The sequence below is a fragment of the Spirochaeta cellobiosiphila DSM 17781 genome (assembly GCF_000426705.1).
GTDB classification, from domain to species: domain Bacteria; phylum Spirochaetota; class Spirochaetia; order DSM-17781; family DSM-17781; genus Spirochaeta_E; species Spirochaeta_E cellobiosiphila.
Genome location: NZ_KE384555.1, coordinates 430212 through 454117 on the forward strand (window position 1 = coordinate 430212; position 23906 = coordinate 454117).

The following is a 23906-nucleotide window of genomic DNA, read 5'->3' on the forward strand; positions in this document are numbered from 1 at the left end:
AGGAGTTATTTATGGCGATTCATGAATTGGCCGGGAAAACAGTTCCCCCTGAGTTACTAACAAACATTCCCCGATTGATTAGCGATTATTATACCATTCAACCAGACCCTACCCAAAAAGAGCAATTAGTTGCCTTTGGAACTTCAGGGCATAGAGGGGTGAGTAGTGATGGAACCTTTAACGAAGAACATATTTTAGCGATTGTCCAGGCTATTGTTGATTACCGCAAAGAGCAGAATATCAATGGCCCTGTTTTTGTGGGAATGGACACTCATGCCTTGAGTGAAGCGGCTTTAACAACAACCATTCAAGTACTAAGTGCTAATAAGGTGGAATGTTATATCCAGGAAGGTTTGGGATATACTCCTACTCCTGTTGTCTCCCATGCTATTCTTACTTATAACAAAGACAGACAGGACGAATTAGCAGACGGAATCATTATTACACCAAGCCATAATCCTCCTGATAACGGTGGTATCAAATACAACCCGACAAATGGGGGACCTGCAGATACGAATATTACCTCATGGATAGCAGATAAGGCTAATGGATATTTAAAAGCAGGGGTTTCAGCCATTAAAACTCTTGGGAAGGAAGAAGCTTTTAAAGCCAATACCACCATCAGTTATGACTATATGATGCCCTATATAAAGGACCTCAAAAACATCATTGATATGAAGGCCATTCAAAAAGCAGGTTTAAAACTGGGTGCTGATGCCATGGGAGGAGCGGGCTTAGCTTATTGGGAACTGATCGCAAAGGAATATGATCTTGATATGGAAGTGATCCATAATCATCCCATGCCAGCTTTTGAGTTTATGTCTGTGGATAAGGACGGCAAGGTGAGAATGGATTGTTCTAGTCCTTATGCGATGGCAAGTCTCATCCATCTGAAGGATAAATACGATCTAGCCTTTGGTAATGATCCAGACTTTGATCGTCATGGTATTGTTACCAAATCTGCGGGCCTTATGAATCCTAATCATTATCTGGCAGTAGCTATCCAATATCTTTTTAATAATAGACCCCAATGGAAGAAAGATACAGCAATAGGAAAGACTTTAGTTAGTTCTTCCATGATTGATAAAGTAGCTCAAAAGCTGGGAAAGGATCTCAAAGAAGTACCTGTCGGTTTCAAATGGTTTGTTTCCGGGCTTATCGATGGATCCTACGGATTCGGAGGAGAAGAAAGTGCTGGTGCCAGTTTTCTGAGATTTGATGGGACTGTGTGGTCTACAGACAAAGACGGGATCATCCTTTGTTTACTGGCTGCTGAGATATTAGCCGTTACAGGTAAAGATCCTGGTGAACATTATCAAGACCTTATTAAAGAATTTGGATCCCCCCTCTATCAACGTAATGATGCCCCCGCTACTTTGGAAGAAAAGGCTAGACTTAAAAAGCTTAGTCCAGATCAAGTTCAGGCAACAGAGCTTGCTGGGCATAGGATTATTCAAAAGTTGACAGAAGCCCCGGGAAATGGGGCCGCCATTGGAGGCTTAAAAGTGGTCACAGATAAAGGCTGGTTTGCCGCACGTCCATCTGGAACGGAAAACATTTACAAGATATATGCCGAAAGTTTTGTGGACCAGAATCATTTAGATAGGATTATTCAAGAGGCTACCCAAATAGTAAAAGAAGCACTCCATTAGAGGTTTTTTTGATATTACTGCCGATAGGGAATATAATAATACTTACAGGAGGAGATTAATGATGAAGAAAATCACATTAATTATGCTTATAGGACTAATTACTAATTTAGGTCTATTTGCTCAATCAGAGGATTTCGATATTGATAAGTTAAAATCAAGCCTTGAGGACTTGAATGATAACCTATCTAATGCAATTCCATTTGCTGCAACTTTAGGAAATACATGGTCTGATTCGTATATAGGACAATTCCCACATTTTGGGGTAGGTCTATTCACAGGGGCAGTACTAATACCTGTTGATGGTTTTAATGATGTCTTGAAATCTATTGATAGTAGTGCGAGTATCCCATCTGAAGTCTCAGTACTTTCTGGTGTTCCCTTTCCCGTTTTAGGTGGAGAAGCTAGACTAGGAGGACTATTTCTGCCATTTGATGTTGGACTAAAGTTTGGGGTATTAAACGTATCTATAGATAAAGCAAAGATAAATTATACAATGGTAGGAACGGACGTTAGATACCCTCTACTGAAAGGAAATGCACTAATACCAGCTGTGTCTGTGGGATTAGGATATAACTACCTTAGTACTGATTTGTCAATACAAGGTCTATTAGATGGTGACTATACCATTATCGATACCAGAGGTAATAGTTCCTTACCACCACAAGCACAACATGCGTATATCCTAAAAGATCCAGATTTTGATTATGGTTGGTCAAGTCATGTATTTGAAGCTAAAGTTCAAGCGTCTAAAGGTCTATTAATCTTTACGCCATATTTGGGCTTAGGAGCATCTTATGGTATATCTACGATTGGAGGATCTATAGCCACCACAGTTGTTGATGAAAACGGTAATAAAGTATCACAAGATGACATTGATAAGGCTGCGGAAGCGGCTGGTGTATCCAGCTTTAATACAGATGGTATAAATGTTGATTCTGACCTAACAGGCTTTGCTTTCAAAATATATGGGGGATCCAGTATAGATATGCTTATTATCAAGCTAGACTTTGGGGCAGCCTATAATATTGTTAGTCAAGATATTGCGGGACAAGTAGGATTACGTTTACAACTGTAGATTTAATACCTATTTCAATAACAGAAAAAGCTTTGGGCTCCTTGTGGGTTCAAAGCTTTTTTATTTATATCCTCTTCTATGGAGATAGGCCTTGTATTCCCTATCTTTTTTTAAGATGTGATTCATAGTCCAGTCCTTAAGAAACACCAAAATAGAATCACTTATGTCTCGTTGGTGCAGTGTCAGGGTTGTTTTAAAACTTTTAATCTTCTTATTAAAAGTTTTATGATCCTCCAGATGACTTTCTTTAGAAGGATATTCAAGCTCTTCCATTTGCTCTTCTTCATAAGAAAAGTACTTGCCACATTCTTCAAGCATGGTAATAATTTTGGGTAGGAGGAGAAGAGATCTCTTTTCCGAAACACCTGTTTTTCGAAGATCTTTAATCTGAGCTAAGACTTTAGCTATTTCCCTGTGTTGCTCATCAAGGCTTTTTATTTTCCCCGGAGGAAGGGTTTTACTCTTCATACTCCTGCGAGGCTGGGAAGTAGCCTTTACATCTATTGTTTTAAAAAAATCCTTAGATAAAAGAATCTTATGTTCTTCAAAGTACCTGACATAGTCCATATCCGCCTGTTGGATATGATTAGTGAACCACTGCTCAATATAACGAGTAATCTTATCTATGGTAAAAGCCTCTAGCTTCTTACTGATGCCCTGAATCCTTATTAAGAAATCTGTGTGCTCTTGAATGTGCTTACTACTCCGGGGATACTTAAATTGCTCAAACAAGATAGCTTCTGCTTTGAAATGAATCTGGACTGCTTTGGTAAAATGGCTTAGGGCTTCACTAAAGCCAGAATCTGTTACTTCATGATAAGCACAGAGCTTCTGGCCGTATTGAAAGATCTCTTGATGATGGGCATCAAGGGGAATGATACCTAAAGAAAGGCTATTAATGTCCCAATCCAAATTACTCATACTAGAAAAGTCTATTTAGGAAATGCCTCTTGTCAACGTCTGATTCAGGGAGAAAACATCTTTGAACAATAGGCTGTCTCACCTTCAAACTTACCTGCAGAGGAGAAGCTGGTTTGATAAGTTTTAGGGAGTTCTTTAAGAGTTTTTCCAGATATGGCGACTTGTCCTTCCGGGCAGAACTGCTTTTCCAAATGGCAAGCATAGTTAATGACTTCTGAGACAATGGTTCCTGTTTTCATAGAGAATGTGAGCTTTCCCGAATTGATCCCAAAGCGAAGAGCCATCTTATCTTTGATAGGATATTTGGGATCTAGTAAAAATAAGGGTAAAACAGATTGAAACTCCAGGGCAAAACGAACCGCATTATACGCATGGTCCTTCATAGCAAAAGCAATAAGCCCGCCATCCCCTGCCCAATGCCAGATCCTCCCATTATAGGAATGCATACGTTTACGAATCTCCATCCAGAGGGATGAGTAAAGCTTTTTCATTTTGCCATCACCATATTTTTTTACTAAAACAGAGTTCTTACAAATATCGATACTAACAATAGTCACAGGATAGGATTTACCATCCTTTAAAGCTCCCCAGTTTACCATGTCACCAGGATCTTCTTTAGTTTTTACCATCTTTCGTTTGGATAGGGAGTACACCATTCCTTCCAGACTCAATCGTTCTAATAAACCTTCAATTCCTTGTAACTCAATAGGCTTTTGTTGAAAGTTCAGTCCATCGATTTGAATTAAGAATTCGATCAATTGGGAGGTTTTGTTTTTCGACTCTACATAGTCCACAAGAATCTCAGCGGCTTTTCTATCAGATATTGTCACAATGGTACGAGTGTCTGATACGTCATGCAGGTCAAAACTTCTAAAGAGAGCTTTTCCTATTTCTGTTATATCATTGCTTTTAAAATTTATATTAAGAATTTCGATTAATTCTAATCGTAATGCAGAATCCAACATTTTTGTTACTCCATATTGTGGTAATACTCTACCTTGCATAGACAAGCAAATCAATAGGGTTGGCAATATAGCCCCGCTTATCTTACATTAGTTAGTAAGGAGAGATTTCATGTATCAACTAATAAACAAAATCATGCCATACCCTTGGGGAAGTACAGACGGAATATCCCATGTCACGGGAACTGCGAACCCAACAGGGGAGCCTATGGCTGAGATGTGGATGGGAGCTCATCCTAAAGGTTCAAGTACCGTTCTAACAGAGGACGGAGAAATTCCTCTTAATGAGTTTATAAACAATAATTCTGCCAAAATATTGGGTGACTACTATGTTTGGGAATATGGCCAAACCCTACCCTATTTATTTAAAATTCTAAGTGCTGCTCAACCCTTGTCTATCCAAGTACATCCAACTTTACCTATGGCTATTGAAGGGTATGCCAAGGAAGAAGAAAAAAATATAGATGTCCTGGCTCCTAATAGAAATTATAAAGATCCTAATCACAAACCAGAAATGATGCTGGCACTGACCACCTTCTATGGACTATGTGGTTTCAGACCTATGGAAGAAATCCAGGCAGATTTGTCAGAGCTGGACCTGGAAAACAATAAGGAAATTAAAGCCCTTCATACAGCACTCCTCTCGGGAGGATATAAGGGCTTGGTTCAACAGTTATTATCCTTTGATGACAAACAATCAGCAGATCTTATAAGTTCTGTTGTGGCATCCTGTCAAAAAAAGTCTGATGAATTGTTTAAATGGGTACTGAAAGTTCACAACTTTTTCCCTAATGACACAGGTTTATTATATCCCCTTATTCTTAATCTTGTTCAACTGGAACCGGGAGAGGCTTTATTCTTACAACCGGGGATTCTCCATGCCTATTTAGAAGGAACCGGTTTGGAATTAATGGCTAACTCAGACAATGTCCTTCGCTGTGCTCTTACCTCTAAGCATATAGATCCACCTGAACTAATTAAGAATACCATCTTTGAGTCCTACTTGCCTCGGCCTCTTCCCTTTGATCAAGAAGGACCTGTGACAAGCTTTAAATCGCCTTCCAAGGAATTTCAATTATCAAAAGTAGACATCAATTCTGAATGGGAGATGACAAAGATTAGTGGACCTGTTATATGTTTAGTAACAGAAGGTGAACTTGACTTTTCTAATAATAAAAAGACAATACATCTAAACAAAGGAGAAACGCTGCTATTAGCGCCCTTTGACGGTCCTGTGAGTATTACTGGTCAAGGAGTGTTCTATAGAGCAGCTATACAGCATTAAATGACCTTAAAAACCTTTTTAAATATTGTGGAGATTCGAACAAAAATCGTTAGTGTCTCCACACTGCTTATCAGTACTTTATACATACTGTTTTCCACAACAAGACTATCCCCTCTTAAATTACTCCTTATGGTAATTGCTTCTCTAGCTATTGATATGGGAACAACAGCTTTTAATACCTATTTTGATTACACAAAAGGAGTAGATCATATAAAGACAAACCAGGAAGCGGACAAGGTCCTTATTCATGGTGGAGTCAGTAAATGGACAGCTTTCTGGACAGCCTGGATTTTGTTCCTTATTGCCGGTTGTCTTGGATTGATTTTAACATTTTTGACAGGATGGCCTCTCCTCATGGCAGGAGGAATATGTATGTTAATCGGGTATTTCTATACAGCAGGGCCCCGACCTATCTCGTCTACTCCCTTTGGAGAGCTTTTTGCCGGCGGGGCTATGGGAACTGGGATATTCCTGATTAATATCTATATACAAAAGGGTTACCTTACAGGATGGGACCTCTTATTCTCCATACCATCGACACTTATGATAGCTTCCATATTAACAGTCAATAATACCTGCGACAGAGAAGGGGATATACAAGCAGGAAGAAAGACCTTATCTATCCTATTAGGCCCCTCCAAAAGTGTTATACTTTTGTTCACAGAAGTGTTATTGGCTCATATTCTCTTACTATTCATTCTGGGAAGCCACAATTTGTGGATGTCTATACCAGTAGTCTTTGTCTTAATATGGGAAATATATGATCTAATCAAAATGAAGGGAAAAGGATTTAACCATACAAGAAAAGGTCCTTCTATGGGAGGAATCACCAAAATATTTATGAAATATACCTTTGGGTACTCTACTGGACTTATTCTTCTTTTACTAGGAATTCTTTGATCTCAGCAAAATACAATCGATGACTGTCTCCATGAGAATAGTATTGTTCTTGAATGGAAGGATCTAGAATACGAGCTCCTTCCATATCAACACTACCTCTGACGGTACAACCAATAATGGTATTCGCTTCCTCGAAACCAATATAGCCTTTTGAAGTAATAAAGGAAGTTAACCCAAGCTCTGCCATTTTATTCCATTCTCTACCAGACCGGGAACCACATTGTTGAGAGATGTCTTTATATTCTGGATCAAAAAAGCAAAGAGATAAGGTTAACTGATCTTCAACAAACTGATAGGTGTATCGACTGGGTCGAATAAAAATATAAGCGATGGGCTTATTCCACAAAACGCCAAGCCCTCCCCAACTAGCTGTCATAGTGTTCCAGCCCTCTTTGACTCCTGAAGTAATTAGGCTCCAATCCGTCCCGAAGGCCTTAACAGGACTTTTACTCCATATTTTGGGTTCTGTACTAATCCAACTCAAGCTATTCCCCCTATGTGTCAATTCATGTCTAAACTATAATTCACACTTTAGGGTATTGCGAATATTTTTCTTTTGACATTTAGGATAGAATAGAAGTAAATTCGTTGTATGTTACAAGATAAGATTGACCAATTAGAGCAAAAAATCAGTAAAACCCAGCTCCCTCCTCATGAGAAAAAAGACCTTCAAGATAGCATTGATATGATCAAAGGCGATTTATCTCAAATAACAGATCCTACTGGCGATGTAGAGGAAACGAGTCTCATAGCCTACTTCCGAAGACTGGAAGCAGCTCATCCAGACTTAACGAAAGCCCTGGATAAGGTTTGCCAATCCTTATCAGATCTGGGAATATAGATCATTCCTATTCTGCTAAAACGGAAGCGAGCCATTTCTTTGTGTCCTCTATATTCTCATTACGTCTGTGTGCGTAGTCAAGGATTTGTTCATGGGGAATCTTTCCTACACTGAAGTATTTAGAATCTTCATAACTAAAGTAGTATCCTGATACAGAAGCAGCAGGTGTCATCATACAGCTCTCCGTTAAGTGGATATCCGCCCTTTTCTCTGCTTCAATCAATGTAAAGAGAACTTCCTTTTCTCTATGATCTGGGCAGGGTGGATAGCCTGGAGCTGGTCTTATACCCTTGTATTTTACCTTTAGTAAATCCTCATAAGACAGATTCTCATCAGGAGAATATCCCCAGTATTTGGTTCTAACTTCTTGATGAAGCTTTTCAGCAAAAGCTTCGGCTAAACGATCTGCCAGAATTTTGAGAAGGATTTCATAATAATCATCCCCTTTTTTATCCCAAGTGTCTAATGTCTCTGCCATGCCAATACCGGCGGTAACAGCAAAAAAACCTAAATAATCGGGAATCCCGGAATCAGCTGGGGATAGATAATCGGCTAAGCTCAGATAATAGGGTACATCTTTTTTGGCCCTTTGCTGACGAAGCATGGGAATCCGACCTATCTCTTCTTTCTGATTCTCTGGATCATAAATAACCATATCATCCCCCTCAGAGTGAGCAGGAAACAGACCTATGACACCTCTAGGGGATAATAGCTTTTCCCTGGATATTCGCTTTAACAGAGCATCAGCATCCGCTTTCAGTTTTCGAGCTTCTGCCCCATAAGTGGGGTCATCAAGAATATCTGGATATTTCCCTTTTAACTCCCAGGCTAAAAAGAAAAAAGACCAGTCTATATAAGGAATGATTTCTTCAACTCTGACATCAAGAAAACTGGTGATTCCCAGGTTATTAGGTTTTGGTGGAGTATAGTTATTCCAATCAGGGACATAACGCTTAGTTCGGGCTTCAGATAAGCTTATGAAATCTGCTGCAGAACTTCTCTGAGCTCTATTACGTCTAACCTTTTCCTGACTATTACGGATCTCAGTAATAGCTTCATCCCTGCGAGTGTTACTCAATAAATCACTGACAACTTTAACAGCTAAAGAAGCATCCTGGACATGAGCAGCCAGGCCTGTATATTCAGGGGCGATTTTCACAGCTGTATGAACTGCACTTGTGGTAGCACCACCGACAAGAAGAGGGATCTTATACCCCCGTTCTTCCATTTCTTTTGCAACCCCGACCATTTCTTCCAATGAGGGTGTGATCAGTCCAGATAAGCCAACAACATCTACCTTTTCTTCCTGTGCTTTGGCCAAAATGTCCTCTGTGGGAACCATAACACCCATATCGATCACTTCATAATTATTACACTGGAGGACAACACCTACAATATTTTTACCAATATCATGAACATCACCTTTAACTGTCGCCATAAGGATTTTACCTTTAGTATGGCCTTGACCAGCACTTTCCTTCTCCACATAAGGGAGTAGATAAGATACGGCTTCTTTCATAACCCTGGCACTTTTAACGACTTGAGGAAGGAACATTTTTCCAGAACCAAAGAGATCTCCCACAACATTCATCCCATCCATGAGAGGCCCTTCTATGACATCGAGAGCCAAAGCACTATTCACACGGGCTTCTTCTACATCCTCTGCAATGTAAGTAGATACCCCTTTAACCAGGGCATGAGTTAATCTTTCGCTCACTGGTTTTTCCCGCCAGCTTAAATCTTCAACTCTAGCTTTTCCTCCCTCCCCTCTGTACTCTTCAGCCTTATCGAGGAGATTATCTGTGGCATCAGGATTTCTATTTAGAACAACATCTTCTACGAGATTCATGAGCTCTTCAGGAATATCATCATACACGCCTAACTGGGTAGGGTTTACAATACCCATATCCATTCCAGCCAATTGAGCATGATACAAAAAGACCGTATGGATAGCTTCTCGGATAGCATCATTTCCTCTAAAGGAAAAGCTAACATTACTGACTCCACCTGATATCAACGCACCGGGGAGTTCTTTTTTGATATATTTAATGGAATTAATGAAGTCAACAGCATAGTTAGCATGCTCTTCAATTCCTGTAGCAATGGCAAAGATATTAGGATCAAAGATGATGTCATTAGGCTCAAATCCTACTTGGTTGACCAGAATGTCATAGGATCTACGACAGATATTCTGCTTTCTTTCTAAAGTATCAGCCTGTCCTTCTTCATCAAAAGCCATGACAATGACCGCAGCTCCATAATTCAAGACCTTCTTAGCATGCTCCTTAAAGAGCTCTTCACCCTCTTTAAGACTGATAGAATTCACAATTCCTTTACCTTGAACACATTTCAAGCCTGCTTCAATGACAGTCCATTTAGAACTATCAATCATAAAAGGAATACGGCAGATATCTGGTTCGGAAGCTAGAAGGTTAAGGAAGATCTTCATTTCGTCCTCAGAATCAAGCATGGCTTCATCCATATTGATATCCAGGATTTGAGCCCCACCTTCCACTTGATCCCTGGCTACATCCAGAGCTTCTGAATATTTCTTTTCCCGTATAAGCCGGGCAAATCTACGGGAACCAGTCACATTTGTTCTCTCACCAACATTCACAAAGAGGCTTTCTTCATTGATAATTAATGGTTCAAGACCACTTAATCTTGTTGCTTTTGGTAAATCTTTGCTTTGTCTTGGGGCATATTGACTTACAGTCTCTGCAATAGCCTTTATATGAGTGGGAGTGGTGCCACAGCATCCACCAACAATGTTAAGGAGCCCCTTGGAGGCCATTCGTCCTAAAACTTCCGCCATGTATTCAGGAGTATCATCATATTCCCCTAGTTCATTAGGTAATCCTGCATTGGGATGCATACTGATATAGCTATCACAAACCTTAGCAATATCCTGGACATAGCGGATCATTTGCTCTGCCCCCAGAGCACAATTGAGACCGACACTAAAAGGCTTGGCATGACGAAGACTATAATAAAAAGCCTCGGGAGTCTGTCCTGATAAGGTTCGTCCCGCATTGTCTGTGATTGTTCCTGATACCATGATAGGTAATCGTAATTTTCTCTCATCAAAAACATTTTCAATTGCCATTAAAGCCGCCTTGGCATTGAGAGTATCAAAAATAGTCTCGACAAGAAGGAGATCAACACCCCCATCTATAAGAGCGCCAACGGCTTCTTTATAACTATCCAAAAGCTGATCATAACTTATACTTCTATACCCTGGATCATTCACATCAGGACTCATGGACAGTGTCTTATTAGTAGGACCTAAAACACCTGTAACAAACCTCGGTTTATCCTCAGAGCTAAAGGCATCTGCCGCTCTCCTGGCAATTAAAGCTCCTTGATAATTAATATCATAGACCAGGGATTCACAATGATAGTCAGCCTGACTGATAGAAGTCGCATTAAAGGTATTAGTCTCCAGAATATCAGCACCAGCTTCTAAGAAGGCTCTGTGGATATCTTCAATAACCTGTGGTTTGGTTAAATTGAGAATGTCATTATTACCTTTGAGGGGAGATTTATGATCCTTAAGAAGGGTGCCCTTAAAATCCTCTTCATTCAGCTTATATCCTTGAATCATAGTACCCATGGCACCATCAAGTATTAGTATCCGATCAGATAAGATCTTGTTTAGCCGTGAATTATTCATAGAAAGCCCTCCTAAGATGGAACTATCTTGACGTATTAAGTTATTTTATTCAATCTTAAGTTGAAGATCAGAATAGGCTTTTGATTTGTTCTGCAAAGGCTTGCTTCATAAGACTATACAATTCGAATCGCTCAGGAACTGGAATAAGATCATTTAGGGCCACTATGGTTTCTTCTGAAGGAAGGTGTATTGCCCTAAAAGCCTCTTCCCAGCCCTTCCAATCAAAGCCGAGAGGAATAGATCCATGCTGGAATATTAAATCCCGACTCCTCTTTTGGGCATTCCCCCCTATCTTGCGACCTTGAATGAGAATATCATACTCTTCTCGCCCTTCAAAACAAGTCCAGGTTTTAGCACCCAGTTCAAAGTTTTGGACCTGTTCATCCTTTGCATAATAGGCATTTAGTCCTAACAAAGAATAAAATCTAATAATAAATCCAGTTATGCTTTCATAGGCTTTTTTGACTGTTTTTGGATTACCTAAATCACTGGGGGCACAAACAAGACTATAGGTTAACTCATTGTGATGATAAATAGCCCCACCGCCTGTCATACGTCTAACCACAGAAACAGGGAAATCTTGTTCTACATTCTGAAACCTGCCAACACTAATGGTAGGAGGACTCCACCCATAAAGACGGAATCTTGGAATATGATCTATGGAATATTCATCTATCATTTGCTGATCAAAGTCCATATTAAATTGACCCAGACTGGGGTTATGCTCAATTATTTGCCATTCTTGTTTGTTCATAACAGTAAGATACTAGTAGTATTATGGGTATTCAAGGTATATATCAGACCACAATTGTCACCCATTAAATCTAAGTTGAGCAATGGCTTCAACTTCTTTAAAGCTTTCCTGAAGGTCTTCCCATTGAGAACCTGAAAAGGATTTAACAAGGTCATCCATGGTAGCTTCAAAAACATCACGGTACTTTTTAAAGGCGAATTTCCTTAAGACCTGAACGAGTCGTTTCTTTAATGTTTTGTGATAAGAAATGTGACTGGTCATTAACAAAGCTTTAAGGACATAGCATTCTTCCTGATGGTCTTGACAGCTCACTCTTTGAACACGTTCCTGTAAGTCTTTCAGCTCCTCCAGAGTTAATGTCTTTAAGTCTGGTTCCTCTGCTATTTTATAACTCAGGACACATTTTAATAAGGGAAGCTTAGGGTGTAGTTTTATCTGGTCCTTTTCGTCCGTAGGAAATTCATCCTTCAATCGGTTGGGCACCATAGGGTTCCTGAGGGACTGGGCAATATTCCGTTCCAGTATGAACCGATCTATTGAAGCTTTGTCATACTTTCCCGGCCGTTCTTTGCAATCTACAGCAAGGAGAATTTCCATATTATTATTCTTACGTTGAAGAGACTGCTTCCCCCCCCTGTAAAGAATGTAATCCTTCAGATATAACTCTGTTTTCCCTTTCTGGTTTAACATTTCATAGAGCTGTTCAAAAGGAATGATTCCTTCCGTATTATAACTGAGTAATATCCATCGGGAGTCGATCTTATCCAATAGATCAGCAAAGGCTTTCGGTGCTGTTTTCCTGTAACAGAATGGACTTTTGGTTTTTACCCAATCTTTTCTGATTCCCGCTTTTTCCTTTAAACGGCCCTCTTCATTTAGGGAAAGAGGAACAGGTTTTTTATCCCATAAAGCTACCGTATTCAGGATATGATAATTACTCCCATATTGGTGGGTGTTATAAGGAGGGTCTAAATAACAGATATCGCCAGAATATTGTCTTACAAAATCTTGTGCATCTAATCCTGATACGAAGGAAGAAGCTTTACTATCAGTAAGATAGGGGATCTCCAATTCCATAGCTTTCATAATCCTGGAGAGAGCATCCTTACCATGACCTCCAAAGCCTTTATGAAAAGCTTTAAAAACCCCATTTGTATTAGAATGGGTGGATACTTCATAGATTAAACTGGATAGAAGTATTTCCTTTTCCTTGAGAGCTATACCTTGCTGTTCCCCAGGATACCATTCTTCTATTTGTTCTCTGACTCTATCAATAAAGAGACCATTCTCTGCTGTAAAAAACAATCGTTCAATGTGATAGTCTGCTGACTCCGTTACTTCTGGAGCATAATAACGACTCATATAGGGAATCACATCATTAGTTAATTGATTCAGATACTGGAAGACCTTTTTAATGCCCCCTTTATCTTGATAGAATGATTTTAACTCTGATTTGTTTACAGCTAAATGAGCCCGATTAACAATCTGTGCATAGAGTTCCCAATCATTGGCATAGACCTGGAATCCAAGATAACGGGCTAAACGTGATACGGCTCCTGAACCAGCAAAGGGATCAAGGAAGGTCATTCCCGGTCTAAAATGCAGAGTGTGAAATACTTCTGTCAAAAACCCCTGTAAGGCTCTCTTATTGCCAATGTAGGCTATGAGCTGTTTTGTGAGGAAGGGGTCATCTGGTAAATTCCCCTCGGGGAAAGTCATTTTATGCCACAAGCGCTTTGAATGCTCCTTATAGGTATTGCTGAATTTCATAAGCCTTGCTAATCTAAAGCCTCATGGAAAAGTCAGTAGTAGATATAATCAAATCAATAAAGATAATTCACATCCAAGGTCCGGAAAATACTTTGGTTAACTCATTAATATATGATTCAAGGGATGTTATCCAGGGAAGCTTGTTTTTTGCTTTAGAAGGAATACATACCGATGGTCATAAATATGTAGAGCAAGCTTTGGAAAAAGGGGCTACAGCCGTTATCCATTCCCAGGAATTAGCTTACTATAACCCGAAAATTCTCTATGTAAAAGTACCTAATACACGAAAAGCTTTATCACCCCTCGCTTCAGCCTTTTATGATTATCCATCACAGAAACTCAAAGTCTTAGGAGTTACAGGAACTGACGGAAAAAGTACGACTGTTAACCTTTGTCACCAATTACTCCAATTAGCAGGTAAAAAGTCAGGGCTTATCTCAACAGTACAATTTCAAATAGGCGATAATATTGAGAAAAATGCACTTCGTCAATCTACACCGGAAGCCTCTGAGATTCATAAATATCTTTATCAAATGCTGGAAAATGGTAAGGAATATGCAGTGGTTGAATCTACAAGTCATGGACTGGCAGAGAGTAATAACCGTTTAGGGGATGTCGATTACGACGGAGTAGCCTATACTAATGTTACTCAGGAACATCTAGAATTTCACGGAACCCTTGAACAATATAGGAAAGACAAAAGTCGCCTCTTTATGTTCTTGGACAAATCCACAAATAGTGAAAGCTTTGGTGTAATAAATCTGGATGATCCTCATCATGAACTATTCAAAAGCGCGACGACTCATAAAGTATTCAGCTATAGCATTAAAGATTCAAGTGCAGACTTGTTTGCTTCCCTTGTAAAAGAAGATCCTTCAGGTACAGATCTAAAGATTGTTTGGAAGGGAGAATCGTCCTCTTGCCGATTAAACATTCCCCAGTCCTTTAATGTGGAGAACCTCTTAGCTTGTTTGCTATTAGTGTCAGGGATTCTAGAAATCAATCCCTTGGATTTAATACCATTTGTACCAAACTTAGAAGCGGTCAAAGGAAGAATGTGCCCCATTAAAGCAGGACAGGACTTTCATGTTATTGTGGATTATGCTCATACTCCGGGATCTTTTGAAAGGGTGTTTCCCGATGTCAAAAACAAGACCACCGGTAGATTATTTTTGGTTTTTGGTTCGGCTGGTGAACGGGATCTGGAAAAGAGACCCAAACAGGGAGAAATAGCCAGCAGATATGCTGACAAAATCTTCTTAACGGATGAAGACCCTCGTCTGGAAGATTCCATGAAGATCATCAAAGATATTCAAGCGGGATGTCCCCATCTTATTGAAAATGAACAAATATTCCTGATTCCAAATCGAGAGGAAGCTTTTAAAAAGGCCTTTTCACTCGCTAGATCAGGGGATACCATATTATTGTTAGGAAAGGGTCATGAAAGTAATATCATTCAAAAAGATGGACCTCACCCATGGGATGAAATCGAAACGGCTTATTCTGCTCTCGCTTCTATGGGTTATACAAAGTCATAGCTTAGCCTTTGGACAGGATACTCAGTATTTTGGCTTCAGCAAAACAGATCAGGGGTATGAAATTCTAACAAACAGGGGCCCCTTCCTGATAGATGAAAAGGGTGATATTACAGAAAAGGGCCTCTTACTGAATGAGGAAGCTCGTCGTCAAAACCTTTCCTTCGAAAAAATAGGACAATCTAAACTGGAGTTTATTCTCGATCAACAAAGATACCTTTGGGACAATAGTCTTTTTATCTATAAAAATTATCCCTTAACAACTAATGAAGTAACCTTAGATAAGGTTCATTTCCAATGGAAACACCAAACAGAAGATAAGATAGTATATCTTCCCTTTCTAAACTTATCTGATCAATTAGTTTCATGGGATAATGAGAGAATAATTATCTTGCGCCTCGGAAAACTCTATGCCATTGATTGGCAAGGTAATATTCTTGACCATAAAGAAGTAAATAATTATGACTTTCTTGCTGACTATGATACGGATCATAAAGAGTGGTTTGTACTCTACAAAAGCACTCAAACCATTGTTAGTGACAAAGGCAGTTTAGACATTAGTCATAGATTAGATATGACCTTGCCAAGACTAGAAACATGGAATGAGGTTATAAAATTATCCTATAAGAAGCTCAACTATCCACTTAGCTATAATCTTCTTCTACAAGGAATCGATAATATCAAAAGGGAGGTAACCAATGGACAACTGGAGCCCTCTACAACCTCCTATTACACACCATGGTCTTATTTAAAAACAAAAATAGAATTCAGTTTTAATGCTGGCGATTACATAATAGAAGATAAAGATACCCATTGGATTATTAATTTTCCTGAGGATAATTTACCCTTAAGTATCTTGATGAAATCAACGGGAAGTCAAACAAAAGAACGAAAGATAGAACAAGCCACATTTGAGATTAGTAAAACAGACAGCCCAATGTTTATTGTCATTAAGACACAAACAAATGAGTACTGGGAATCCTTTACTCCCTAAGCTTGCCAAATCCTTTCATGCATGCTAAAAATTCAGAATGAAGAAAAAGAATATTGCCCTCTTATATGGTGGCAAAAGCGGTGAACATGAAGTATCACTCAGATCAGGTGCTTCTATTGGGTTAAACTTGGATTTGAATAAATATGACCTAACCCTTATTGGAATCAACAAACAAGGTTTTTGGTTCCTACAACCACCCTTAGATAAAGATAAAGTACAACAGACAAAGAAACTAGAAGTTAGAGAAGAGAACAAACTATCCATATTCCCTGGTGAAGGCATCTATTTAGGAGAGGACAAGCTCCCTATCGACTTTGTCTTTCCCATTGTCCATGGGACTTTTGGTGAGGATGGCCGCCTTCAAGGTTTATTGGAAATGGCTGGTCTGCCCTATGCGGGCGCTGGTGTACTAGGTAGTGCTATAGGAATGGATAAAGATAGGGTCAAAGCAGTGTGGACCGAAGCAACCCTTCCTGTAGTTCCCTATTTAGCCTTCTACCAGTATCAAAGTGCCGACTCAAAAGCAAAGGCTGTAAAAGACTGGGGATTCCCCCTCTTTATCAAACCAACCTGTGCTGGTAGTTCTGTTGGTGTGTCGAGAGCTGATACAGAAAAGGAACTGGACCAAGCTGTAGCAAAGGCTTTTCAATTTGACCGAAAAATCATGATAGAACCATGTGTTAATGCCCGGGAAATCGAATGTTCTGTACTAGGTAATGAACTCCCTGAAGTTTTTGTACCAGGGGAAATCGTACCCACAGGTCACAGCTTCTATGATTATGAAGCCAAATATATCGATCCAGATGGAGCTACTTTACTGATACCTGCTCCTTTAACAGAGACTCAAACGATAGAAGTAAAGCAATTGGCTTTAAAAGCCTACAAAACAGCCCAGTGTAGAGGTTTTGCAAGAGTAGACTTTTTCCTGGATAAAGAAACAGAGACCTTTCAATTGAATGAAATCAATACCCTGCCCGGTTTTACCGAAATAAGTATGTATAGCATGTTGGCAAAAGCCTCAGGTGTAGAGTATTCCGATCTATTAAATAGAATCATTGAAGCGGGAATTGCTGTATATAATGAGGAAAAAAACTTGATCTATAGTCTATAATTACTTTATGGATGTAGCCAATACAGTAGATCTAAACCTACTTAAGGGGATATTGGAAAACACCCAAACCCCACTCTATGAATCACAATTGCTTAATAAAGTGTTCACAGACCCTGTGAACACTTTTGATGCTCTGGAACTATATCAGTGTCATTTCCTTTTATTTCATAATCTATATAAACTCCAAACAGAATATTATAAGGAAAGTAAATACCTTCATATACATTTCATGCGTATCAATCTTTTGCACTTTCCCCAGAAAGGAAATTGCCGGCATTATGATGACAACCTGGGAGCATTTTGTAATACCCCCTGTGAAGGCTCCTATTGTGATTTTCATGGTCAGCAGTATGATGATATATCATTAGAAAGACTGTCTCTCAAATATTTTTATCTGGATCCCAGTAACTATGATGCTTTAACAAAGGAAACAGCTGAAAGCTTTCTACGGGGGACATGGGAAGTCCTGGCCAATTATGAAGCCATTGAGAAATCAAGGAAACTACTTGAGCTACCCCAGTGCTTTGATGATATTATGCTTAAACATCAATTTAGGAACTTAACAAAATTATGTCATCCTGATGTCAGTCCAGGAAAGGAAGAAAGGTTTAAACGAATCAATAATGCCTATAGGCAATTGTTGCGCTATGTTGAATCAAAAAAATGAACAAACTTCTGTTAGCTATACAATTCTATACACGGATACCCATTCCTTTTGCTCTCAATTATTCGAAGGAAGAAACAAAACGAGCTACAAAATACCTTTCCCTCATAGGCTTAATACCTGCATTGGTAATGATTCTTACCTATCATATCTCATTAATCATATTAAATACCTGGTCTTCCTTAATACTCTCGTTAATAACATCAACTCTAGTCACAGGAGCTTTTCATGAAGATGGGTTCATTGATAGTCTAGATGGATTAGGCGGTGGTTGGACCAAAGAAGATAAGCTCAAGATCATGAAAGACAGTCGGGTGGGTTCCTATGGACTCATAGGATATGTCCTTATGATCTTGCTAAAACTATCATTGTATGCACAGATTAAGGAAAACATCCTGGCTTATTCCTTTATTTTAGTTTCAGTTTTAGCCAGACAAGTACCCATCACCCTCACACGTTTCTTGAATTATGTTCGAGGAGATGAAACCAGCAAAAGCAATCAATATATAGATAAATTAAGCTTCGTAGATCATGGAACAGCATGGGTCATAACAATACTAATCTCCCTGGGAGCCTGGCAGGTTCTACTGAAAGGCCAACATTTTCTGTTGCTGCTTCCTATTATTACTTTGATAGTTTTGATTATCCTGATTGCTTTTTATTACAAGAAACAACTAGGAGGATATACGGGAGATCTGCTAGGAGCTTCAGAACAGATATCCGAGATATACATACTGCTTAGTATCATAAGTATCACTCATTTCTTTTATTAAGATCTGTAATCCAGGTATAAACATCCTGATAGACCGCTTCTTTAAACACCTCATTCAGAATCTCATGACGTCCCCCATCATATAATTTGAGTGTAACATTCCGGACACCATTGTTTTGTAGAAATTGTTTTAGTCTGGGCAGCCCCTTACCATGTTCTCCTAAGGGATCATCCGCTCCTCCAATTATCATAATGGGAAGATGGGAAGGATAGGATTTTACAGTTCCTTTCTTACTGATCAGAGTTACTAGTTGACTCAATTCATGAAAAAAGCCGGAGGTGGGCAGGGTCCCACAATAAGGATCTTTTATATATTGTTCAACGACTTCTGGATCAGAGCAAATCCAATCAAAGTCTGTCTTAACATTCTCATACTTGCTGTTATAGTTAGTGAAAGCCATTGTATTAAGAAATTTGTCACGCCTATAACCATGATCCTTTAGACGACGGAACTTCGCAATTATCATGCCTAACCATCCACGAAGCAAATCCGGCGCACTGGAACCACAAATGATGGCACCTGCAATGGTATCACCATATGACTTTAAATACGCTCGTAGTATAAAAGAACCCATACTATGACCTAAAACATAGAGAGGCAAATGGGGATGCCGGTCTTTTATCCACTGGGATACTTCATATTCATCATGAACCAGATTATGAGAGTCACCACGATTAAGATGGCCCAACTCCCCATCCTCTGAAACAGAGTTACCATGCCCTCGATGGTCATCAGCAACAACTACATATCCCTTTGAAGAAAAATACTCACCTATGGCCGTATATCTTAGACTATGATCTCCCATTCCATGAATAACTTGAAGAATACCTTTGGCTTCTCCCTCATTAGGCATCCACACATTAAGATTAAGTTGAGTGCGGTCTGTAAGGGTGATTTTTTGATTTTTTTCCATCATATGCTAACAATACTCAGGGGACATTCTCAGGTCAATGGCAAAAAAAAGCTGTTGCCAAGCTTCATGAGCTTTAGCAACAGCCCTATCAATATCTAATGAATGATTATGGTTTCCACCCTTCTAGAACTTTATCTTTGGTATATTCTGAAGCTTGTTCTTTAGTCAACTGAGGTCTTGAACCATTAACACCAGCCCCATCTCCTTTATTGTTGTATTCATAGAATCGGGCTTCTTTCCAGCTAAAACCTGACATATCTGTCCAGGGTTCAGACTTGATATGAGCACCTAATTTGCAGTCTCGGAAAACAACAGAAGCAATAGCATTTACACTCCCACCCGGATGCCATGGACGACCTAAATGAACAGTGCCATCCTTAGCAGAACTGGTTAGATCACAATCTATAAATAGAAAGCCATATTTCCGATCTTTAGGAGTACTGGCGGCTGTGATGTAACCATTATTCTCTGATGAGCCTTTATCTACAGATATGATCTTACAATCTTTAAATACAGCCTTAGCTGCACCAAAGATAAAATCGATATCCCCCTCAATAATACAATCTTCAAAATATTGTCTACCAACATTGGCATATAAAGTATCCTGATTAGCGACAAGACGACAGTTATCAAAGACCATCATATCCCCTTCAGATTTAACAGCCACGGCTTGTTTGTCTTTAACTGTAGAACTTGCCTCATCAAAACTATTTTCAAAGGTTAAGTTTTTAGCCAGGAAGTGACTTCCCAATAGAAAGGCCGTAGAACTACCACTAGTTCCTATAGTGCCCCCCCTGCCATTGTCTTTACCAGAGTAATTATCGTAAGTGATGATGGTCTTATCTCTATTGGCACCAATCAAAGATATATATCCCTTATCTCGAGGAATAGTGATGACCTCTGTATACGTTCCTTTGCCTAACTTAATTGTGTAGGGAATGGTATTTCCAGCAGGAACAGAATCAATGGCGGCCTGGATAGTGGGATAATCCCCGGATCCATCTGCTTTAAGACTAAGTTGAAGACTTAACTTCCTATCATAGCTAGTCACTTCCTTAACAGCATTAATATCTAAACTCTTAGCACCAAAAAGGCTCTTTGACTTAGTGTTCACAACTTCAGCATAGAACTTACCAGGATAGTATCCATAAAGATCTACGACTTCTAATAATCTCTGAGGCCATACACCAGCCCAGGAATAACCATACTGTCGTTCTTCCTCGATTTCCTGAATACTATGTTTGATCACCCCATCTCTACCAGAGAAGATAGGTTCCATGGTTTTAACATCATAAAAACGATACCAGGTGCTTCCCTTAGGATCGTCAACAAAGAAAACCTTGTTCTTGTCACCGGCTCGATAAGATTTTCCTTCAACCTTTGCCTCTTTGAACCATTCAATAGCCGCATCGACAGACTTCTGAATCGCTGGAGTCTGGTTAGGTCTGGACATTAAAAACTTAACAATCCCAACTGATTCAAAACCAGAAATGGAAGGATGTTCATAAGCACGGGCACCTCTTGGTTCATAAGTGACCGGATCGTGTTGAGCACACCATGCGGTTAATTTACCATCAACTTTAATCTGTGCTTTCAGAATATAATCGATAGCCATATCCATAGAGTCTTGTATTTTGGCTCTGTCCCCATCACTGACAATGTTAGAATCAAAGGGGTAACGACTATTGATAATGTCATCGAACATGTCAAGAACATTGATCATAGCACTATCATTAAATGTTACATAATTAGAGTAATATGTCGTACCACCTGGAAGATCTCTTTGAGGATAAACCTGAGGAAATCCACCAGTGTCATACTGCATAGTTAATAGGAAATCTATAGCCTTTTGAACGGAATCCTTTAAGTCTTTTTCCTTTGTTTCTCTATAGATTTCTGAAATGTAGCGGATTTCTTTAATAGTTGCATCATTGTCTATAGTACCGATTTCTTTACCATCAGTACCAAACCAATGTCCTTTCACTTCCTTACCATCCCATGGTCGGGTCGCTGCTTCAGGGTTATTTTTACCCCATCCCCCATTGTCCATCTGCCAGGTAATAAGATTTCTAGCTTGAACCAAACCTTGTTTAACATCTCCATTAAACTTTGGTGTCACTTCTTTATAAGACAAAGATAAAGGAGAATTCAGTTCATAGAGAACGACCGTATTTCCGTCTTTATCAGATCCGACAGCCGCTTGCTTTGTTAATAAATAAGTTAGTTTAGGATCTAATGATGTCCAAGTCCCCTTGGCGGCTGTAATGATAACATCATGGGGATCAAACTCTAAGAATCCACTATCGATTGTCACTAAAACAAGACTATCTGTGATCGTTTGAGAAGCAATAATTTCAGGAGCTCCTGTCATCTTTAAGGTTCTGGATCGTTTATCGATAAAGAGACCTTTATCATCCAACAAATCAACCATCTCCTTAGATAGCATCTCTTTTATTCCTACAATAGGAAAGTCTATCTTCTGGGTATCACTATCCACTGATCCGCCAATGATCTTTAAGTGATCTATATTACCACCCCCATCAGATCCAATAGCTGTCACAAGAATAGTGTTTTGTCCCCCTTTCAAAGAAGTTAAAGTATTAACAGTTTGCCAATTGGCCCAATCTCCAGTCCCTTGGAACTCAAGAGATTTTTCAATAACCTTCCCATTAACTTTCACCTCTAGAGGTCTATTACCTGAAGCATGGGCATATCTAAACTGCAAGGTATATTCCCCTTCACTAGGAACATCAATATTCCACTCGATGGTTCCACCAGGTTGGTTTGGACTAAAGTCCAGGAATCCATCTCCTGTATAACCAACATGTTTAGTATCAATGATAGTACCTGAGCTTTTAGCAGATTCTGCTTCATAGATAGCAGAATAGGAGGTGTTAGGAATAATTTTCAAATGATCAATATTCCCTCCCCCTTCAACGCCGATGCCTGTCACAAGAATCTCATTAGTTCCTTTTTTTAAAGAAGATTTGGTACTCACTGTTTGCCAGTTAGCCCAGTCTCCAGTGCCCTGGAACTCAAGTGATTTTTCAATAACCTTCCCATTAACTTTTACTTCCAAAGGTCTATTACCAGAAGCATGGGCGTATCGGAATTGCAGTTTATACTCCGCCTCTTCCGGTACATCTACAGTCCACTTAATAGTGCCCCCCGGTTGATTTGGTGTAAAGTCAACAAAACCATCACCGGTATAACCTACATGTTTCGTATCGATTATGGCACCTGTTAACTCAGCGTTTTCAGCTTCGTAAGTCATCGCAGTACCGACTGAAGCAGGCTTAACAACTGTTGAAGACGTTTTAACAACTGTATCTTCAACAACAGGGGCGGGAATTTCTTTAGGAGTATAGAGAACAGGAGCTATACCAGCTACAATCTTGATATTATCAACATAATGAGGAGTCACACTTGATCCTGGAGTATAGGCATCAAAGCGTGTTAAATCTGTAGCAGGAGCTTGAAAAGGAACACCTTCTGCTTTCATTTTACCATTAACAAAAACATTGGCTCGTTGGTTAGGAATATCAGCAACAACTTCCACTGTATACCATTTTCCATCTTCTACTGGTTCAAGAGCCTGATAGCTTCCATCAGGCAACTTATAACTAATGTTTTTATTCTTGGTCTCAATTCGAATGGCAGCTTTATCGGACTCTGCTGTTCCAAATAATCTAATAACCTTTGCCGTATTACCCTTTTTGGGTTGCATAAAATCGATGAATGCAGTTACTGGCTCTGTTTGACTGGGAAAGACACCTTCAATCTTGATGCTCTTATTGCCCCTGTCATCAAGAAACAACATACCACCACCAGACAGGGAATCTTCCACAACGGATATGTTTCCCTTTTCAAATGATAGTATCAAATCTTTAGGTTGTGATCCTATTTCTTCATTATCAAAATCTGCCTTAAATAGATAATTGGCCTCTTCTATTCCTTTATTTGATAAACATGAAGAAATCATAAGAATCACCAAGAGCAAACTAAAGGCTCCCAAAATTTTTCTTCTCACCGTACTTTTGCCTCCATTTATTTGTAAAAATTGTGATTAATTACAAATCGACA

General features: G+C 39.3%; 18 protein-coding genes. 10 read left to right on the forward strand and 8 right to left on the reverse strand.

The genetic code is table 11. The features are described 5' to 3' along the window. Positions 1–11: 11 nt before the first annotated feature. Together pgm and K345_RS0112295 are read left to right on the forward strand one after the other, a co-directional pair. The gene (gene pgm, locus K345_RS0112290) at positions 12–1652 is read left to right on the forward strand and encodes a phosphoglucomutase (alpha-D-glucose-1,6-bisphosphate-dependent) (protein WP_028974411.1); all 1641 of its coding nucleotides are present in this window, start codon (positions 12–14) and stop codon (positions 1650–1652) included. A gap of 58 nt (positions 1653–1710) precedes the next feature. Then, positions 1711–2727 (forward strand): hypothetical protein, encoded by a 1017-nt coding sequence (locus tag K345_RS0112295; RefSeq protein WP_028974412.1) that lies wholly within the window; start codon positions 1711–1713, stop codon positions 2725–2727. Positions 2728–2787: 60 nt separating this feature from the next. Here K345_RS0112295 and K345_RS0112300 read toward each other — a convergent pair whose 3' ends face one another. Together K345_RS0112300 and K345_RS20945 are read right to left on the reverse strand one after the other, a co-directional pair. After that, entirely contained in the window at positions 2788–3648 is an 861-nt protein-coding gene (locus K345_RS0112300; protein WP_028974413.1) for a bacteriohemerythrin, read from the reverse strand. A 44-nt stretch (positions 3649–3692) separates the two neighbouring features. After that, positions 3693–4613 (reverse strand): adenylate/guanylate cyclase domain-containing protein, encoded by a 921-nt coding sequence (locus K345_RS20945; protein ID WP_053228274.1) that lies wholly within the window; start codon positions 4611–4613, stop codon positions 3693–3695. A 109-nt stretch (positions 4614–4722) separates the two neighbouring features. Between K345_RS20945 and manA the strand changes: the two genes are divergently transcribed. Both manA and K345_RS0112315 read left to right on the forward strand, forming a co-directional pair. Continuing rightward, on the forward strand, positions 4723–5895 hold the full coding sequence (manA, locus tag K345_RS0112310) for a mannose-6-phosphate isomerase, class I (RefSeq protein ID WP_028974414.1): 1173 nt from the start codon (positions 4723–4725) through the stop codon (positions 5893–5895). Between the two features lie 27 nt (positions 5896–5922). Next, positions 5923–6795, forward strand: a complete 873-nt coding sequence (locus K345_RS0112315; RefSeq protein WP_211227885.1) for a prenyltransferase — start codon at positions 5923–5925, stop codon at positions 6793–6795. On the opposite strand, the gene K345_RS0112320 is transcribed toward K345_RS0112315, so the two are convergent. Further along, complete coding sequence (locus K345_RS0112320) at positions 6767–7279, reverse strand: flavin reductase (RefSeq protein ID WP_053228275.1); 513 nt, start codon at positions 7277–7279, stop codon at positions 6767–6769. The genes K345_RS0112315 and K345_RS0112320 overlap by 29 nt on opposite strands. A 108-nt stretch (positions 7280–7387) precedes the next feature. Here K345_RS0112320 and K345_RS0112325 point away from each other — a divergent pair, with 108 nt between their 5' ends. Further along, positions 7388–7636 (forward strand): DUF4404 family protein, encoded by a 249-nt coding sequence (locus K345_RS0112325; protein WP_028974417.1) that lies wholly within the window; start codon positions 7388–7390, stop codon positions 7634–7636. Positions 7637–7643: 7 nt separating this feature from the next. On the opposite strand, the gene metH is transcribed toward K345_RS0112325, so the two are convergent. The 3 genes from metH to K345_RS0112340 form a co-directional block, all read right to left on the reverse strand. Then, positions 7644–11309 (reverse strand): methionine synthase, encoded by a 3666-nt coding sequence (gene metH, locus K345_RS0112330; protein WP_028974418.1) that lies wholly within the window; start codon positions 11307–11309, stop codon positions 7644–7646. Between the two features lie 67 nt (positions 11310–11376). Continuing rightward, positions 11377–12063: a lipoate--protein ligase family protein gene (locus K345_RS20950; RefSeq protein ID WP_053228276.1), complete on the reverse strand. Its 687-nt coding sequence runs from the start codon at positions 12061–12063 to the stop codon at positions 11377–11379. 57 nt (positions 12064–12120) lie between these two features. Next, positions 12121–13833, reverse strand: a complete 1713-nt coding sequence (locus K345_RS0112340; RefSeq protein ID WP_083963753.1) for a DNA adenine methylase — start codon at positions 13831–13833, stop codon at positions 12121–12123. A 23-nt stretch (positions 13834–13856) separates the two neighbouring features. On the opposite strand from K345_RS0112340, the gene K345_RS0112345 reads away from it, so the two are divergent. Genes K345_RS0112345 through cobS form a run of 5 tightly spaced genes read left to right on the forward strand, consistent with a single transcriptional unit; the run spans position 13857 to position 18910 of the window. Then, entirely contained in the window at positions 13857–15371 is a 1515-nt protein-coding gene (locus K345_RS0112345; protein WP_028974420.1) for a UDP-N-acetylmuramoyl-L-alanyl-D-glutamate--2,6-diaminopimelate ligase, read from the forward strand. Then, positions 15274–16362, forward strand: coding sequence for a hypothetical protein (locus tag K345_RS0112350; protein ID WP_037572165.1), 1089 nt, complete (start codon positions 15274–15276; stop codon positions 16360–16362). Before K345_RS0112345 ends, K345_RS0112350 begins: the two co-directional genes overlap by 98 nt. A gap of 37 nt (positions 16363–16399) precedes the next feature. Continuing rightward, positions 16400–17473, forward strand: a complete 1074-nt coding sequence (locus tag K345_RS0112355; RefSeq protein WP_028974422.1) for a D-alanine--D-alanine ligase family protein — start codon at positions 16400–16402, stop codon at positions 17471–17473. A gap of 7 nt (positions 17474–17480) precedes the next feature. Continuing rightward, complete coding sequence (locus K345_RS0112360; protein WP_028974423.1) at positions 17481–18140, forward strand: DNA-J related domain-containing protein; 660 nt, start codon at positions 17481–17483, stop codon at positions 18138–18140. Beyond that, a complete protein-coding gene (cobS, locus tag K345_RS0112365) occupies positions 18137–18910 on the forward strand; it encodes an adenosylcobinamide-GDP ribazoletransferase (protein WP_028974424.1) in 774 nt (257 codons plus the stop codon). The genes K345_RS0112360 and cobS overlap by 4 nt, the downstream gene beginning before the upstream one ends. On the opposite strand, the gene K345_RS0112370 is transcribed toward cobS, so the two are convergent. Together K345_RS0112370 and pelA are read right to left on the reverse strand one after the other, a co-directional pair. Continuing rightward, entirely contained in the window at positions 18891–19826 is a 936-nt protein-coding gene (locus K345_RS0112370) for an alpha/beta hydrolase (RefSeq protein ID WP_053228278.1), read from the reverse strand. The two genes, cobS and K345_RS0112370, sit on opposite strands and share 20 nt — an antisense overlap. 103 nt (positions 19827–19929) lie before the next feature. Then, the gene (gene pelA / locus K345_RS22935) at positions 19930–23853 is read right to left on the reverse strand and encodes a pectate lyase (RefSeq protein WP_083963754.1); all 3924 of its coding nucleotides are present in this window, start codon (positions 23851–23853) and stop codon (positions 19930–19932) included. Between the last annotated feature and the right edge of the window lie 53 nt (positions 23854–23906).

Excerpts from the sequence above, each read along its gene's own strand:
- pgm (WP_028974411.1), top strand. The coding sequence starts at position 12 with ATGGCGATTCATGAATTGGCCGGGAAAACAGTTCCCCCTGAGTTACTA.
- K345_RS0112295 (WP_028974412.1), top strand. The coding sequence starts at position 1,711 with ATGATGAAGAAAATCACATTAATTATGCTTATAGGACTAATTACTAAT.
- K345_RS0112300 (WP_028974413.1), bottom strand. The coding sequence starts at position 3,648 with ATGAGTAATTTGGATTGGGACATTAATAGCCTTTCTTTAGGTATCATT.
- K345_RS20945 (WP_053228274.1), bottom strand. The coding sequence starts at position 4,613 with ATGTTGGATTCTGCATTACGATTAGAATTAATCGAAATTCTTAATATA.
- manA (WP_028974414.1), top strand. The coding sequence starts at position 4,723 with ATGTATCAACTAATAAACAAAATCATGCCATACCCTTGGGGAAGTACA.
- K345_RS0112325 (WP_028974417.1), top strand. The coding sequence starts at position 7,388 with ATGTTACAAGATAAGATTGACCAATTAGAGCAAAAAATCAGTAAAACC.
- metH (WP_028974418.1), bottom strand. The coding sequence starts at position 11,309 with ATGAATAATTCACGGCTAAACAAGATCTTATCTGATCGGATACTAATA.
- K345_RS20950 (WP_053228276.1), bottom strand. The coding sequence starts at position 12,063 with ATGAACAAACAAGAATGGCAAATAATTGAGCATAACCCCAGTCTGGGT.
- K345_RS0112340 (WP_083963753.1), bottom strand. The coding sequence starts at position 13,833 with ATGAAATTCAGCAATACCTATAAGGAGCATTCAAAGCGCTTGTGGCAT.
- K345_RS0112345 (WP_028974420.1), top strand. The coding sequence starts at position 13,857 with ATGGAAAAGTCAGTAGTAGATATAATCAAATCAATAAAGATAATTCAC.
- K345_RS0112350 (WP_037572165.1), top strand. The coding sequence starts at position 15,274 with ATGAAAGTAATATCATTCAAAAAGATGGACCTCACCCATGGGATGAAA.
- K345_RS0112355 (WP_028974422.1), top strand. The coding sequence starts at position 16,400 with ATGAAGAAAAAGAATATTGCCCTCTTATATGGTGGCAAAAGCGGTGAA.
- K345_RS0112360 (WP_028974423.1), top strand. The coding sequence starts at position 17,481 with ATGGATGTAGCCAATACAGTAGATCTAAACCTACTTAAGGGGATATTG.
- cobS (WP_028974424.1), top strand. The coding sequence starts at position 18,137 with ATGAACAAACTTCTGTTAGCTATACAATTCTATACACGGATACCCATT.
- K345_RS0112370 (WP_053228278.1), bottom strand. The coding sequence starts at position 19,826 with ATGATGGAAAAAAATCAAAAAATCACCCTTACAGACCGCACTCAACTT.